Origin of the sequence: Clostridium sp. K04 (genome assembly GCF_019734375.1) — a bacterium.
Classification (GTDB): Bacteria; Bacillota; Clostridia; order Clostridiales; family Clostridiaceae; genus Clostridium; species Clostridium saudiense.
The window spans coordinates 16,348-32,793 of sequence record NZ_JAASHD010000019.1 but is presented as its reverse complement, the minus strand read 5'-3'; the positions used below and the strand labels follow the sequence as shown (position 1 = coordinate 32,793).

Annotated in this window: 14 protein-coding genes and 1 other RNA gene; 4 read left to right on the top strand and 11 right to left on the bottom strand. The window is 29.0% G+C overall.

Annotated features, from left to right (window positions below):
* Positions 1–194 precede the first annotated feature (194 nt).
* Positions 195–1,745, top strand: a complete 1,551-nt coding sequence (locus tag HCG70_RS09445; protein WP_221697694.1) for a ClC family H(+)/Cl(-) exchange transporter — start codon at positions 195–197, stop codon at positions 1,743–1,745.
* A gap of 43 nt (positions 1,746–1,788) precedes the next feature.
* Here the strand turns inward: HCG70_RS09445 and HCG70_RS09440 are convergent, their stop codons facing one another.
* The gene (locus HCG70_RS09440; RefSeq protein WP_052330621.1) at positions 1,789–2,451 is read right to left on the bottom strand and encodes a TVP38/TMEM64 family protein; all 663 of its coding nucleotides are present in this window, start codon (positions 2,449–2,451) and stop codon (positions 1,789–1,791) included.
* 190 nt (positions 2,452–2,641) lie between these two features.
* On the opposite strand from HCG70_RS09440, the gene HCG70_RS09435 reads away from it, so the two are divergent.
* Both HCG70_RS09435 and rnpB read left to right on the top strand, forming a co-directional pair.
* Positions 2,642–2,866 (top strand): hypothetical protein, encoded by a 225-nt coding sequence (locus HCG70_RS09435; protein WP_042396364.1) that lies wholly within the window; start codon positions 2,642–2,644, stop codon positions 2,864–2,866.
* Between the two features lie 45 nt (positions 2,867–2,911).
* An RNA gene (gene rnpB / locus HCG70_RS09430) (RNase P RNA component class A) lies at positions 2,912–3,276 on the top strand.
* A 122-nt stretch (positions 3,277–3,398) separates the two neighbouring features.
* Here the strand turns inward: rnpB and HCG70_RS09425 are convergent.
* The 5 genes from HCG70_RS09425 to HCG70_RS09405 form a co-directional block, all read right to left on the bottom strand.
* Positions 3,399–4,181 (bottom strand): Nif3-like dinuclear metal center hexameric protein, encoded by a 783-nt coding sequence (locus HCG70_RS09425; RefSeq protein WP_172676148.1) that lies wholly within the window; start codon positions 4,179–4,181, stop codon positions 3,399–3,401.
* A gap of 12 nt (positions 4,182–4,193) precedes the next feature.
* Entirely contained in the window at positions 4,194–4,886 is a 693-nt protein-coding gene (locus tag HCG70_RS09420) for a class I SAM-dependent methyltransferase (protein WP_042396367.1), read from the bottom strand.
* Between the two features lie 321 nt (positions 4,887–5,207).
* Positions 5,208–6,338, bottom strand: a complete 1,131-nt coding sequence (gene rpoD, locus HCG70_RS09415) for an RNA polymerase sigma factor RpoD (RefSeq protein ID WP_042396369.1) — start codon at positions 6,336–6,338, stop codon at positions 5,208–5,210.
* Positions 6,339–6,346: 8 nt separating this feature from the next.
* Entirely contained in the window at positions 6,347–8,128 is a 1,782-nt protein-coding gene (gene dnaG / locus HCG70_RS09410) for a DNA primase (protein WP_042396371.1), read from the bottom strand.
* Between the two features lie 224 nt (positions 8,129–8,352).
* The gene (locus tag HCG70_RS09405) at positions 8,353–9,381 is read right to left on the bottom strand and encodes a deoxyguanosinetriphosphate triphosphohydrolase (RefSeq protein WP_042396373.1); all 1,029 of its coding nucleotides are present in this window, start codon (positions 9,379–9,381) and stop codon (positions 8,353–8,355) included.
* A 160-nt stretch (positions 9,382–9,541) separates the two neighbouring features.
* Between HCG70_RS09405 and HCG70_RS09400 the strand changes: the two genes are divergently transcribed.
* Entirely contained in the window at positions 9,542–10,594 is a 1,053-nt protein-coding gene (locus HCG70_RS09400; protein WP_042396375.1) for a CotS family spore coat protein, read from the top strand.
* Positions 10,595–10,650: 56 nt separating this feature from the next.
* On the opposite strand, the gene ppdK is transcribed toward HCG70_RS09400, so the two are convergent.
* The 5 genes from ppdK to era form a co-directional block, all read right to left on the bottom strand.
* Positions 10,651–13,284 (bottom strand): pyruvate, phosphate dikinase, encoded by a 2,634-nt coding sequence (ppdK, locus tag HCG70_RS09395; RefSeq protein ID WP_221697693.1) that lies wholly within the window; start codon positions 13,282–13,284, stop codon positions 10,651–10,653.
* A 69-nt stretch (positions 13,285–13,353) separates the two neighbouring features.
* Complete coding sequence (locus tag HCG70_RS09390; protein ID WP_042396378.1) at positions 13,354–13,992, bottom strand: helix-turn-helix transcriptional regulator; 639 nt, start codon at positions 13,990–13,992, stop codon at positions 13,354–13,356.
* A gap of 187 nt (positions 13,993–14,179) precedes the next feature.
* Entirely contained in the window at positions 14,180–14,791 is a 612-nt protein-coding gene (locus tag HCG70_RS09385; protein ID WP_042396380.1) for a DUF4342 domain-containing protein, read from the bottom strand.
* A 7-nt stretch (positions 14,792–14,798) separates the two neighbouring features.
* The gene (gene recO / locus HCG70_RS09380; RefSeq protein WP_042396381.1) at positions 14,799–15,548 is read right to left on the bottom strand and encodes a DNA repair protein RecO; all 750 of its coding nucleotides are present in this window, start codon (positions 15,546–15,548) and stop codon (positions 14,799–14,801) included.
* Positions 15,549–15,555: 7 nt separating this feature from the next.
* Entirely contained in the window at positions 15,556–16,446 is an 891-nt protein-coding gene (gene era / locus HCG70_RS09375) for a GTPase Era (RefSeq protein WP_042396383.1), read from the bottom strand.

Below are 16,446 nucleotides of genomic sequence, written 5' to 3'. Positions count from 1 at the left end.
ATTATTTATATAAAAAACTTTTTTATTATTAATAGTATTTCTTTATCCAATAACTGATAATAATAAAACTATTGAAGTTGCAATAATTTATATTCTAATAATTTCCTCTTATATTTATTTTATTTATATTTTCATGAAAACTTTTACTAATGCTATACTAGTATTATATCAATTTAATTGGAGGTGATAATAAAATGAAAAACTTTGATATAATCACTAACGATAGAGAACATCATTCTAAACTAGTCCTTAAAGGTCTTCTCGTTGGAATTATTGCTGCTTTTGTAGTTGTATTATATAGATTTGCATTATCCTATGCAGAAGATTTTTCATTTTTTATTTATTCATTTATTAAAGATAAAAAATATCTTATACCAATATGGTTCATCATTTTAATACTATTAGCCTTTTTTATAGGAAAACTAATAGATAAAGAACCCTACATAAGTGGAAGTGGTATTCCACAAGTTAAAGGTGTAATGGGAGGATATATAAAAAATAGACCTCTCTCAATTATAATCAATAAATTTATTGGAGGCACACTTTGTATTGTCTCTGGTTTATCTCTAGGAAGAGAAGGTCCTTCTGTACAACTTGGCTCCAGCGTAGGTGATATAGTAAGTAAAAAATTCAAAAGTACAAGACTTGAAAGAAGACTTCTTATAAGCAGTGGTGCTACTGCTGGATTAGCTGCAGCATTTAATGCCCCATTATCAGGTGTCTTATTTTCTCTAGAGGAAATTTATAAATATTTTTCACCTCTTGTATTAATATCAACAATCACGGCTGCGGTTGTTGCTGATTTTATTTCAAAACAGTTTTTCGGATTAAATCCAGTATTTAACTTCTCAACCTCTCAAGCTATTCCTTTAAATAATTATTGGATATTATTAATATTAGGAATTTGCTTAGGAATTTTCGGTGCTTTTTATAACTGGATAACATTAAAGACGCAAGATTTATATACTAAATTAAAATGTTCTACTTCAATAAAGCTAATGATACCTTTTTTACTTGCAGGAATCTTAGGCTTATTATTTCCTATAGTTTTATGTGGTGGTCATGCAATAGTTGAAGAATTGTCTTTAACAACAACTTTAAGCTTACTTTTATTAATGCTTGTAGCAAAATTTTTATTTTCTATTATATCCTTTGGTTCTGGTGCTCCTGGTGGTATTTTCTTTCCACTTCTAATTATTGGTGGAACCTTTGGTGCAGTATTTGGTTATATTGCAATTAATTATCTTGGAATAAGTCCTACACTATTTAATAATTTTATTATAATTTCTATGGCTGGGTACTTTACTGCAATAGTTAGAGCTCCTATTACAGGAATAATTCTTATTACAGAAATGACTGGGTCATTTACACATTTATTATCACTTTCAGTGGTATCTATAATTTCATATATAGTTGCTGATTTACTAAAAAGTACTCCTATATATGACTCATTACTTAAAAGACTTTTACTTAAAAATAATATTAATGAATATCACAGTAAAAGTACAAAAAAAATTATTATTACTAACGTAGTTCACTTTGGTTCCAAAATAGAAAAAACATACTTAAATAATCTTAAACTACCTGAAAACACTCTTATTGTTTCAATTAAGCGTGATGAAGTTTCTATTGTTCCAAAAGGAAATACTCTTATTAAAGCTGGCGATACGATTCTTACTATGACTGATTTAAAGAATGAATGGAAAGTTAGAGAGCTAATGGATTCATTAACAACTATAGAATAGAAAAAGGCAAATTAATCTTTATAAGGTTAACTTGCCTTTTATATCAATTATCTTTTATTAATTTATATTTCATTTCATTCCATAACTTTATAGAAAAAACTCCTGTTATTATCAAAGTAATAACTATCATTACAGTATTAATAATAGAGCCATCAAAACTTTCCCCTAAATAACTATATAAAAATATAGCAGGCATATTTGACACTGTAAATATTAAGGTAAATTTCTTAAAACTAATCCCCATATATGATGATACAAACACTATTATATCTGTAGGCGCCACAGGGCACAAAACACCTACTGCAAGTATCTTATAATTGTATGAATCAATAAGTTCTATTATTTCTGGATGCTTTTCGCTGATTTTTTCTTTCAATCCTTTAAATAAATTAATTCTCGCAACAAAAAAAACTATTATATCACTTATTAAAACTCCCACTAATGATAGTATAACTGCCTTTTCTGGTTCAAAAATCAATCCTCCTAATATCATTAATGTAACACCGGGAATAAGACTAATTAATCTAATACACCATAATATTACAAATATAAATTCTGAATATTTCATAGAATCAATCAACTGCCTTAAAGAATCTACACTAAAATCTATATTTAAATTACTAGCTAAAGTTTTAACCCCTATAATACTCAATGCAATTGCTATAATAATAAAAATAGCTATATAGGATTTTTTATTTTTATTCACTATTTATAATCCACTCCTCTTATATGAATTAACTTTCTTATCATTTATTTATTATAAAATAACTTTTCATAATTTCATATTAATTTACTATTAAATTTCTATTAACGTAATAAAGTATTAATAATTTTTTGTTATTGTCACAATAAAAATGCATATATTATAGTAATATAAATTTCTGGAGTTGAAATAATTGTCAAAGAAAACTGATTGGGGTAAAGTAGTCAGGGAAACTGTTAATGATATAATTTGTGCTATTAAAACACCTTCTTCAAAACCTAAACAACCGAATTGTCCAAATCCTAAAGCTCGAATATGTATTTTAATACTTATTGGAATTACATTACTTTTTTCTGGAATTGGTATCTATAGTTGGATAATAATAATCATGTTGTTTATTATTTTATCTTTTGTCTAAAAAAAAATTTGTATTATTAAAAAATTTATGTTATTATAAATCCTGCGAGTAATACATGCAATCGCTGCTAGCTTTAAGCTAGGAGAGGAAAGTCGGAGCTCCATAGGGCAGGGTGCTGGTTAACGGCCAGTCAAGGCGACTTGAAGGATAGTGCAACAGAGATATACCGCCAGAAGTTTTTTAACTGAGTTCATTTTATATGACTGGTAAGGGTGGAAAGGCGAGGTAAGAGCTCACCAGCATGGTGGTGACATCATGGCTATGTAAACCCCACCTGGAGCAAGACCGAGTAATGGCATTATGGGATTGCCCGTCCCGCCATGTGGTGTGTCGCTTGAGCTTACTGGTAACAGTAAGCCTAGATAGATGATTGCTTAATACAGAACTCCGCTTACGGATTATCTCGCATCATGAAAAACACTAGGTTTGAGTCTAGTGTTTTTTCTTTTTTACTATAAAACTGACAATTTAATTTCAAATAAAGAAAAAAGGTATAAGTCTTACATTTTAGTAAAACTTATACCTTATATTTTTAATAAAAACTAAATGGATCCTCTTCAACTTTAGAAGTTATGAATTCAACATCAGAAAACTTTTCCTTTAATCTTTCCATTACGTTAAAGAAAGTAACTTGCTCAGATGCGAAATGTCCAACATCTAATATGTTTATTCCCATTTCCTTATAATCAGAAGCAAAATGATATGTTGTATCACCAGTAATAATACAATCAGCTCCCTTTGAAACTGCTTTAGCAATAAAATCTTGACCACTACCATTTATTATTGCAATTTTAGAAACTTTATCTTTACCTTTAACAACTCTTAAATTAGATATATTTAAAGCACCTTTAATTTTACTTACTAGCTCTTCTAAAGATATTTCTTCATCTAAAGATACTAATCTCCCTAATCCAGCACTATCATCTCTATTATTCTTTTCTAATATTATAGAGTCATTAAATCCTAATATAGAAACAATAGTATGATTTAATCCATTTTCTACTGAATCTAAATTGGTATGGCTTGCATAAAGAGAAATATCATTTTTTATAAGTTCTATTATTTTTTTACCTTGCAAAGTATCAGTTGTAATACTACTAGGCTTTCTAAAAATAAGAGGATGATGAGTTATAATTAAATCAACATTTTCGTCTTTTGCTTCTTCAATTACCTTTAAAGTACAATCTAATGCTAATAACACTTTTTTAACTTCTTTATTTCTATCCCCAACCATTAAACCAACATTATCGAAATCTTCTTTTAAGCATATTGGTGCTAATGTTTCCATTTCTTTAATAACATTATTTACTTTTATCATAAAATCACCTTATAAATAATTTAACATACTAGTTATAATACTAATTTTCTCTTTTATTTCTTCTCTTCTCTTATTTGCACTTACAGTTGCTTCAGTTATAAATCCTAAAATTTTATTATATTCATCTATTTTATTTTGTAAGAAATCTTTCATTAATGAATGTTTACTTCTTAATAATATTGGACTTATTTCATAATATATACTATCAAGTTCAGTTGTTTGACCTTCTGCACTTCTTACTTTAAATAATTCATAATATATTCCTTCATCAAGGCATAAGTCTTCCTTTATAATCTCATAATTATTTTTATATAAATACTCTCTTAATACCTCTGGATTTTGTGCTGGCACTAAAATTAAATATTCAGCAGATTTTACTTTTTCTAAATCAGCTTCTAATATATCTCTGATTAAATTACCACCCATACCTGCTATTACAACTTCATTAGCTTCATTTACTTCTAGTGGCTCAAACCCTCCACCTAATCTAAATTCTAATTCGTCTCCAGCACCTTCAAGTATTGCATTTAATCTCGCCTTATCTAATGGGTCTTTATTAATATCACAAGCAATAGCTTTATTACATATTCCTCTTTCTAGTGCTATTAACGGAACATATCCATGATCAGTCCCTATATCTGCAAGTACTTCTACATTTTCTAAATTTTCGATTATAAATTCTATTCTATTACTAACTTCCATTTTAACTACCTCTATATATATTATTTAATCATTTGCTCTAATATTTTATATTATTTTTAAATCCAAGCTTATTATTTATATTATGGCTAGCTCTTATAACACTTCTACCTGTTTTTAGGTTGGATGTAATAACAGATAAGCCACTAGACTAGTTTCCTTGGGACATAACAAATTTCAATCTTCACATAGAGTTAACACTCTATGCTAAAGCTAAAAATTCAGTTTATCTTGACTTTATTAAGTTATGCTATTTTAAAAATTTTATTTAATTAAATTTACCTACTTAATGCAAAAATTAGCACCAACTCTGGTGCTAATTAACTAATCTAAGTAATCTTTTAACTTCTTACTTCTAGATGGATGTCTAAGCTTTCTTAATGCTTTTGCTTCTATTTGTCTAATTCTTTCTCTTGTAACATTAAACTCTTTACCAACTTCTTCAAGTGTTCTTGCTCTTCCATCATCTAATCCAAATCTTAATCTTAATACTTTTTCTTCTCTAGGAGTTAATGTATCTAAAACGTTAATTAATTGTTCTTTAAGCATAGTAAATGCGGCTGCTTCAGCTGGTGCAGGAGCATCATCATCAGGTATAAAGTCTCCTAAGTGAGAATCTTCTTCTTCACCAATAGGTGTTTCAAGTGAAACTGGCTCTTGAGCAATCTTTTGAATTTCTCTTACCTTCTCTACTGGAAGATCCATAACTTTAGAAATTTCCTCAGGGAAAGGATCTCTACCTAATTCTTGTAATAATTGTCTTTGAACTCTTATTAACTTGTTAATAGTTTCTACCATATGAACTGGTATTCTTATTGTTCTTGCTTGATCAGCTATGGCTCTAGTAATCGCTTGTCTTATCCACCATGTAGCATAAGTAGAAAATTTAAATCCCTTTCTAAAGTCAAACTTTTCTACCGCTTTAATTAATCCAAGGTTTCCTTCTTGAATTAAGTCTAAGAATAACATTCCTCTACCAACATATCTTTTAGCTATACTAACAACAAGTCTTAGATTGGCTTCAGCAAGCTTCTTTTTAGCATACTGACTTCCTTCTTCAATTTGCTTAGCAAGCTCCATTTCTTCTTCAGATGATAATAGTGGAACTTTACCTATTTCCTTTAAATACATTCTTACTGGGTCATCAATTGCAATACCCTCTGGTACTGATAAATCAATCTCCTCTTCAATAATGTCAACATCATTGGCTACACCTTGAACTTCGATTCCCATTGATTCAAGTACCTCATAAATTTTTTCAATTTGTTCTGGACTTAAATCTATATTTTCTACCTCATCTAATATTTCTTGATATGTTAGTACCCCATTCTTTTTACCTTTGTCAAGTAAATTCTTTACGATACTCATTCTATTATTTCTATCTTGACCATCCTTAGGCTTATTCTTATTTACTTTTGTTTTTTCTTCCACTAGCTGACTACCTCCTTTCGTTATATGACCAACTACACTCTCTTACTCTCTTTCAACTTTTTTGTAATACTTGCTAATTCAATGGCTAATTTAATTGATTCTTCAATTTTACCTTGATTCTCAAGTTCTTTTTGCTCTTTTCTCAGTTGATCGATTCTTTGCTTCAATTTATACGAATGTATTTCATTAATTAAATCATCAATTTGTACTTTTATATTATCAGCAAAGAATATATTCTCTTCTTTAATCTTAACTAATTCTCCAATACTTTTTGCATTGCTTAGTCTTGATTCTATAAATGATTCTATGTTATTTATATTTTCCCCTTTTCCCAATATAATAACAGTGAAAATTTCTTTATGTTCTAGCAAAATAAAGTCGTTTTCTGATATTCTTTCCTCTATATACTGTAAATACTCTTCATTTTCAAGCATCATTTTTAATAGTGTTCTTTCTGCTTTTAAAAATCCAGGTTCTACATATAATTTTGACCTATCTTCTTCCTTATTATTCCTAAAATCATTTTCTCTATTATCTTTCATTTTAATTTTAAGGATATCATACAACGCCTGCTCTTTTATGCCAGTATTTTCAGATGCCTTTTTAATATAAACATCTTTTTCTATAGGATCCAAATCTGAAATTATATCCATTATTCTCTTTGAATATAAAATTACGGATTGACTATTTTTAAAATCAATTCCTTCTTCAGCCTTCTTAATTCTATAGTCTATTAATGGCTCCGCATTATTTATTAATTTTAAAAATGCCTCTCTTCCATTACTTCTGACATATTCATCAGGGTCTTTTCCTTGAGGGATACTTAATACCCTAACATCAAAACCTGCAGTCCTTAAAATTTCAAGACCTCTTAATGTTGCCATCTGCCCTGCTAAATCAGCATCGTAAGAAATTACAACCTTATCTGCATATCTCTTTAGTAATCTTGCTTGATTAATTGTTAAAGCAGTTCCTAAAGATGCAACGACATTAGTTATACCATATTGATGCAATGATATTAAATCCATATATCCTTCTACGATAACAAAATACCTCTCGCTCATATTATGCTTTAAAGCAAAATTTAATCCATATAAATTAGTACCTTTTTGGAAAACTAAAGTTTCAGGTGAATTTAAATACTTAGGCTTTGAATCATCTAATACTCTTCCACCAAATCCAATTACCTTACCTTGATAATCAAACACCGGGAACATAACCCTATTTCTAAACCTATCATATTTTCTACCTTTTTCTTTATTAACAGAAATAAGACCTGCTTCTTCTAATAACCCATCATTAATGCCTTTTTTTCTTAAATAGAACATTAAACTATTCCAACTATCATTGGCATATCCTAAGCCAAACTTTTTAATTGTTTCTTCTTTAATTCCCCTATTTAAAAAGTATTCTTTTGCATTTTGGTTATTCATAAGATTTGAAAAGAAGAACTTTGCTGCCTCAACATTTACTTTATATAACAACTCTTTTTTTCTATTACTTTGGCTTTGTTCTCCATTTCCTAATTTCAAAGGAATATTCGCCCTATTAGCTAAATATTTAACAGCTTCAATAAAAGGTAAATTTTTATCTTTCATCACAAAGGAAATGACATTTCCAGCTTCTCCACATCCAAAACACTTATAAATTTGCTTTTCTTGAGATACTGAGAAAGAAGGTGTTTTTTCATTATGAAAAGGGCATAGTCCCGTGAAGTTTCTACCAGCCTTCTTTAGTCTAACCCTTTCAGAAATTACATCTACAATATCATTTTGTGATTTTATTTTTTCTAAAATCTCTTCAGAAATCTGCAAGGAGATCCCTCCTTACCTAATATTTTTTCCCACTCTATACATTTCGACATATTATTATAAATTCCTTCTAACTTTTTTAATTAAATTTATTTTATTATGTCATACTCATAGAATTTTTATTGTTATTCTACCCTAATATTATTAATTCTATCTCAATTCTTAAAATCCTTTTTCTTCTACAAAATTTATTGTTCCCAATTTTTTTGTATTATACAACTTTTTTACTAATAAATTACAAACTTTGGAACATATATTTTATTAAATGTTGAAATACAATAATCATCTGTCATTCCTGCTATATAATCTGCAACGCCTCTTTTTAATCCTTCTTCATTTGCAATTTCTTTATAAAGATTAGGCAATTCTTCACTATGTTTATAAAAATAATCTATTACATGTGTCAATATAAATTTTGCTTTACCACGCTCCTCCTTTAAAACATCGGCTAAATAAATATTTTTAAACATATATCTTCTTAATTCAATCATTGCTTCCTTAACTTCATCACTTTGCTTAATATCGTATTTACCATTTTTTAAATTTTCTGTTGTTTCATTTATCATATCATTAATAAGTACATGTATTCTCTCCGAATGATTTTTCCCTAATACTTTAATAATCTCCTTAGGTAATTGTTCTTCATGTAATAATCCTGCCCTAATTGAATCATCAATATCATGATTTAAATATGCAATCTTATCACTATACTTTACTATTCGACCTTCTAATGTTTTTGCTATATTTTCTTTTTGTCCTAATCCACTATGATTAAGTATACCATCTATAACTTCTTCAGTAAGATTTAATCCTTTTCCATCTTTCTCTAGCTTCTTTACCACTCTTACACTTTGTTCATTATGCCTAAATCCACCATCTAAAAATTCATTAAGTACCTCTTCACCATTATGGGCAAAAGCAACATGTCCTAAATCATGGCCTAATGCAATTGCTTCAATAAGCATTTCATTTAATCCTATACCTGCACCTATAGTTCTTCCTATTTGTGCAACTTCTAAAGTGTGAGTAAGTCTAGTTCTATAGTGATCTCCAAAAGTTCGTATGTATACTTGTGTCTTATGCTTCAATCTTCTAAAGGATTTACAATGTATAATTCTATCCCTATCCACCATAAAACAAGTTCTAATATTATCAGCTTCTTCTTTTATCTCTCTCCCCATACTTTTATTACTATGAATAGCTTCTGGAATTAATGTCAAGTCTTCGTTATTTTCTATTCTTTCTCTTATTTCCATATAACTCACCTCAAAATAATCTATTCTATATTTTTCTCATAAATCCTCTATTTTATAATAGGTATCACATTATTATATTTTATTCTCTCTCCTAGCTATGTATATTTATATATTTTCCATAATATTATTATAATAAGAAAATTTAATAAGGAGATTTATAATGAACAATGAAAATAACGTCATTGATATTGATAATATAAGGAAAAATATACTTCCTAAATTTTTTTTAGATAATGCTGATATTACTATGATTAAATTTAAAGATACTGACAAGCAAAGAGCGGTATTTAAAATAAGCTCAAATAATAAGAATTATTGTTTAAAAAAAGTATATTATGATGAAAGGAATTTACTATTTGTTTATTCAGCAATGGAATGGTTATATAGAAATAATATCAAGGTCCCTAAATTGCTACCTTCATATGATAAGTGCAGATATATTATTTATGAAGGTATGCTTTTTATTTTAACTCCTTGGGTTGAAGGTGAAAAATGCGATTTTGATTCACTAAGTGACTTAAATTTGTCTATTGAAACTCTTGCAAAATTACATAAATGTTCTAAAGACTTCAGCCCAATTGATGGTAGTGAAAAAAGAATTGGATTAGAAGATTATTATCTTTCTGTAAATAAACACTTTAATGAACTCCTAGAAAATGCAAATTTAGCTTTTTCATATAAAGATAAATTTTCTAAAATATATTTAAAAAACTTTGATAATAACTTAGCACTTGCAAAATTATCTCTTGAAATATCTTCATCAATAAACAATAATGATTTAAGTATATCCCTATGTCATGGTGATTATGTAAATAAAAATATATTAATAAATAAATCTAATAATGATGTTTGGATTATTGACTTTGATAAATGTAAAATAGATTATTCCGCTCATGATATTTCTTATTTTTTGAGAAGATTACTTAAGCGTAACACAACTAACTGGAATTCCGCTTTAACTGTTAATATTCTTAATACTTATAGAAAGTATAATAATTTGAGCAAATCAGATTTAAAGTATATTTTAGCTTATTTAGCATTTCCTCAAAAATACTGGAAAATTTCTAGAGATTACTATAAAAACATTGATAAGTGTAATAAAAATTCATTTATTTCTTTATTGACCAAAGGGTTAAATCATTCAGAAGCGCAACTTGATTATATTAATAATATGATTGACATATATAAACGTTACTATGATATAAAATTTTAAGAATAAAAATAAAGGAGTGTTTTCACACTCCTTTATTTTTATTCTTATTTTAATTTTTAATTTCTTGGATTCTTAACTTGTGCTTGTGCAGCTGCAAGTCTTGCAACAGGCACTCTAAATGGTGAACAAGATACATAATTTAATCCAATATCATGACAGAATTCAACTGATGATGGATCTCCTCCATGTTCTCCACAAATACCTAATTTGATATTTGGTCTTGAAGCTCTACCTTTTTCAGCTGCAATCTTAACTAATTGCCCAACGCCTTTTTGATCAAGCTTAGCAAATGGATCTTGTTCATATATTTTTCTTTCATAATAATCTGATAAGAATTTAGCAGCATCATCTCTTGAGAAACCAAATGTCATTTGTGTTAAATCATTTGTTCCAAATGAGAAGAATTCAGCTTCCTTAGCTATTTCATCCGCAGTTATAGCAGCTCTTGGAATTTCAATCATTGTACCAACATGGTATTCTAATTTAACTCCCTTTTCTTTCATAACTTCCTCTGCTGTTCTAACAACTATATCCTTAACAAACTTTAATTCTTTTACTTCACCAACTAAAGGAATCATTATTTCTGGAACTATATCATATCCCTTATTGTTCTTAACTTCTATTGCAGCTTCAATAACTGCTCTAGTTTGCATTTCAGCAATTTCTGGATAAGAAACAGCTAATCTACAACCTCTATGACCCATCATAGGATTAAATTCATGTAAACTTTCTACTGTTCCCTTAAGTTCATCAAATGTTAATCCCATTGTTTTTGCAAGATCTGCAATTTCTTCATCAGTATGAGGTAAGAATTCATGTAGTGGTGGATCTAAAAATCTAATTGTAGCTGGCATTCCCTTTAATGCTTCATACATTCCAATAAAGTCTTTCTTTTGCATTGGAAGTAATTTAGCAAGTGCAGCTCTTCTTTCCTCTTCATTCTTAGCTACTATCATTTCTCTCATAGACATAATTCTATCTTCTTCAAAGAACATATGCTCTGTTCTACAAAGTCCTATACCTTCTGCTCCAAATTCAACGGCTTGCTTTGTATCTCTTGGGTTATCTGCATTAGTTCTAACTTTAAGCTTTCTAATATCATCTGCCCATCCCATAAATGTTGCAAAGTGCCCTGAAATTTCTGGAGTAACTGTTTTTATAGCTCCACCAAATACATTTCCTGTAGATCCATCTATTGAAATATAATCTTCATCAGTATAAACTTTTCCGTTAGCTTCTAAAGTTCTAGCTTCTTCATTAACTTTTAAGTCTCCACAACCTGCAACACAGCAAGTACCCATACCTCTTGCAACAACTGCTGCATGAGATGTCATACCACCTCTTACAGTTAAAATACCTTCAGCTGCAATCATACCTTCAATATCTTCTGGTGAAGTTTCAAGTCTTACTAATACTACTTTTTCTCCTTTTTCAGCTCTTTCCTTAGCTTCTTCTGCAGTAAATGCAATTTTACCGCAAGCTGCTCCTGGTGATGCTGGAAGGCCCTTAGCTATAGCATTTGCATTTTTCAATTCATTAGCATCAAAAGCTGGATGTAATAAAGAGTCTAATTGCTTAGGTTCAACTTTAAGTATTGCTTCCTCTTTAGTTAACATACCTTCTTCAACTAAATCAACTGCAATCTTTAATGCAGCTTGAGCTGTTCTCTTACCATTTCTTGTTTGTAAAAAGTATAATTTACCTTCTTCAATAGTAAATTCCATATCTTGCATATCTCTATAATGATTTTCAAGAGTATGAACTATATCCATGAATTGTTTATATATAGCTGGATTTTGTTCTTCTAATTTAGATATTGGAAGTGGTGTTCTAATACCTGCAACAACGTCTTCACCTTGTGCATTCATTAAATATTCACCATAAATTTCTTTTTCACCTGTTGCAGCATTTCTTGAGAATGCAACACCAGTACCTGAAGTTTCTCCCTTGTTACCAAAAACCATTTGTTGAACATTAACAGCAGTTCCCCATTCACCTGGAATATCATTTAATCTTCTATAAACGATGGCTCTTGGATTATCCCATGATCTAAATACAGCCGTAATAGCTTCTGTTAATTGATCTATTGGGTTTTGTGGGAAGTCTTCACCCTTTTCTTTCTTGTATAATTCATTATACTTTACAACTAATTCTTTTAAATCATTTTCATCTAATTCAGTGTCATATTTAACACCTTTTGCTTCTTTAGCTTCATCTATTAAATTTTCAAATAGTCTCTTTTCTATTCCCATAACAACATCAGAGAACATTTGAATAAATCTTCTATATGAATCATAAGCAAATCTTGGATTATTTGTTGACTTTGCAACAGCTTCTACAGCAACGTCATTTAATCCTAAATTTAATATTGTATCCATCATACCTGGCATTGATACCCTTGCACCAGATCTTACAGAAACTAATAATGGATTAGTGTTGCTTCCAAATTCTTTTCCTGTTATTCTTTCTAGTTCTTTGATGTTTGCATGGATCTCTTCTACAATTGAATCTGTAATTTGTTTTCCATCCTCGTAATACTTGTTACAAGCTTCAGTTGTAACTATAAATCCTTGAGGAACTGGAATCCCTATTCTAGTCATTTCTGCTAAATTTGCCCCTTTACCTCCAAGAAGGTTTCTCATTGACCCGTCACCTTCACTGAAAAGATAAACATACTTTTTATTCTCCATCTCAATACTCCTCCGTTCATACAATAAATATATACTAACAAGATTATAATCTTGTAGTTACCCTTTAATTTACTTTGCCTCTCCTAGATTAACAAATAACTTAGTTATGTTAGTCTTAGAAATTTTACCCACTATTTTTAAATTAAACTTTCCATCGTCTGAATCGCAAGATTTCTCTACTATCGGTATACTATCAATTTCATGTTCTATTATTTTCTTTGCTAAAGAATAAGCACTATCATCTGGTGAACCATAAATTATATTAGGCATTCTAGTCATGATTACTCCAACTGGGACCTTATGTATATCAGTTCCCCCTATCGCAATCTTTAAGAAATCCTTTCTAGAAGCTGCACCAACCAAATTACCATTACTCTCAACAAATAGTGTTCCTACATCATGTAAAAATAAATGAACAATTGCATCATAAACCGTCGTAGCATCGTTAACGGTTACAGGCTTTGACATAATGTCTCCCACCCTTATTTTGGATATATTTTCTAATATGTCCCCGTCAACCTTTTTACCTAAATAAACATAACCTACTTTTGGTCTAGCATCTAAAGTACCAGTCATTGTAAGTATCGCTAAATCAGCTCTTAAAGCTGCTCTTGTTACGCCTAGCTTTTCAGCTATCGCTTCACTTGTAACCGGCTCACCGGCTTTAACTATTTTAATTATTTCCTCTTGTCTGTTTGTAAACTTCAATGCTACCCCTCTTTTCGACTATTAAAGGAATATTCAGACAATTAAGAATTTTTTCTATTTACAGTATAATTATAACATTTTATAATCTTTTTACTATACCTAATTTTAAGAAAATTCTTTCATTTCGTTTGAATATTCCCATTCTTTTCTAATTATCTATATTATATCTTTGTTTTTCTTCGATTTGCTATTTTTTATCATCTTCATCATCAAAATTTACGGTATAAGTAAATGTGTTACTATCATCCTCTTCTTTGGCATTACCTTTTCCATGCATTTTAATACTATCGATATTAACATCTTGCACTTTTTCTTTTACCTTATCTGCAAAATCACTTGCTTTATCTTTTGCCTCATTTACAGCTGCAGAAATATATTTGTTAACTACTTCAACACTTCCATCAGCTTTAGTTATTTCTATAGTTACTTGTGTAACTACGGCTGCAACAACTACAAATGCTAGTATAGGTGGAATAACAATAGCAATAACTCCTGCTGCTATTCCTGCATTTACTGGTACATCAACTAACTTTTTCCCATCCTTACTTACTTTAATTCTAGTAACATTCCCTTTGTTTATTAAATCTTTTAACCAAACCTTTAATTCATCTATAGTTTCAGTTTTCTTGTTATATTCCATATTTTCATTATTATTTGCATTATTTTTAGATTTTTCTTCTAAAAATATTATTGCATCTAAAACACTTCCATTAGATATTTCTAATGCTTCCTTTGCTTCACTATAGCTAACTCCAGTTCTTTCCTTTACTTTATCAACTTTTTCCAATGTAATATCCATACTCTCTCTACTCCTTTATATATTTTAACATTTCTAAACTTTTAGGCTTTCTTGAGTAATTTGAATTAATTATAAACGTTGTTACTTTTTCAATTTGTTGCTTAACCTCTTTTGTAACATTTAGTCTATATATCTTATCCATTGGTGTATTACTTAAAAATCTAAGAGCATTATATCCCGCCCTTGATATATATATTCCATGTTCTTTATTACATGTATCACAAACTCCACCAAAATATGACAAAGAAATATAATCACTTGTATTAATTGCTTTTTTACATATAGAACACTTATCAAATTGCAAACCGTATCCAGTAGCATTAAGCAATCTTAGTTCAAAAGCTCTTATTAATAATTCATACTCCATAGCATCTGTATTTAATAAATATATGCATGTGATGAAATCTCTAAATAAGTTTTTATTTACTTCTCCTTCTTGTACACAAATATCTATTAATTCACAAATATATGATGAATATGTTAATTTATCTAAATTATCTAACAATCCTTGAAATGAATTTATAATTCTTCCTTCTTGTAAATTATATAAATTTCTTCCCTTGAAAAATATATAATCTGCAAAACATAATGGTAATGTAAGTGCTAAGTTTTTACTTTTACTTTTCTTAGCACCTCTTGCTATGAATGTTATTTTCCCTAACTCTTCACAATATGCCCAAATTAGCTTATCATTTTCTTTATAATCTATCGATTTAATTATTACACCTTTAGTTTTTGTAATAGACAGAATAATCAACTCCTATCTACTTATTTTTTTTATATCCTAATTCTCTAAGTAGAAGTCCGTTATCTCTCCATTCCTTTCTTACCTTAACCCAAATCTTTAAATTAATTTTAGCACGAAGGAATCTTTCTATTTCATATCTTGAAGTTTCACCTATCTTCTTTAAACTTGCTCCGTTTTTACCTATTATTATTCCTTTATGTGAATCTTTTTCACAAATCAAGTCTACCTCAATATGATATGTACCTTTCTCGTTTTGTTTCATTTGAATAACATCAACAGCTATTCCATGAGGTACCTCATCTCTTAAGTTCTTTAAAGCTTTTTCTCTTACAATTTCAGCTACAATAAATCTTTCTTGAACATCAGTAATCATATCTTCTGGATAGTATTGTGGTCCTTCTGGCATTTTATCAACCATTAATTTTACTAATGAATCAACATTTTTCCCCTTTAGTGCTGATATTGGTATTAATTCTTCAAAATTATATTCCTTAGAAAACATTTCTAAAGTTTTTGCAACCTTATCATGTGAATTTTCATCAACCTTATTTACAACTAAGAAAACTGGTGCCTTTTGAGCTTTTAAAGCTTCTAATATAAACTTATCTCCTCTACCAATTTCTTCACATGGATTAACTAAAAACAATACTAAATCTACTTCTTTTATTGAATCTTTAGCTGAATTCACCATATATTCACCTAATTTATGTTTAGGCTTATGTATACCTGGAGTATCTACGAAAACTAACTGATAATCATCCCCAGTTAATATAGTTTGAATATTATTTCTTGTTGTTTGAGGTTTATTAGATACTATTGATAATTTTTCCCCCATTATTTCATTTAATAATGTAGATTTTCCTACATTTGGTCTTCCTACTATTGTTACAAATCCTGATTTAAACAT

What these genes read in the sequence shown, in the direction of transcription:
- HCG70_RS09445 (WP_221697694.1), top strand. Translation starts at nt 195, where the DNA reads ATGAAAAACTTTGATATAATCACTAACGATAGAGAACATCATTCTAAA.
- HCG70_RS09420 (WP_042396367.1), bottom strand. Translation starts at nt 4,886, where the DNA reads ATGGAAGTTAGTAATAGAATAGAATTTATAATCGAAAATTTAGAAAAT.
- HCG70_RS09405 (WP_042396373.1), bottom strand. Translation starts at nt 9,381, where the DNA reads ATGGAAATAAGAGAAAGAATAGAAAATAACGAAGACTTGACATTAATT.
- HCG70_RS09400 (WP_042396375.1), top strand. Translation starts at nt 9,542, where the DNA reads ATGAACAATGAAAATAACGTCATTGATATTGATAATATAAGGAAAAAT.
- ppdK (WP_221697693.1), bottom strand. Translation starts at nt 13,284, where the DNA reads ATGGAGAATAAAAAGTATGTTTATCTTTTCAGTGAAGGTGACGGGTCA.
- HCG70_RS09385 (WP_042396380.1), bottom strand. Translation starts at nt 14,791, where the DNA reads ATGGATATTACATTGGAAAAAGTTGATAAAGTAAAGGAAAGAACTGGA.
- era (WP_042396383.1), bottom strand. Translation starts at nt 16,446, where the DNA reads ATGTTTAAATCAGGATTTGTAACAATAGTAGGAAGACCAAATGTAGGA.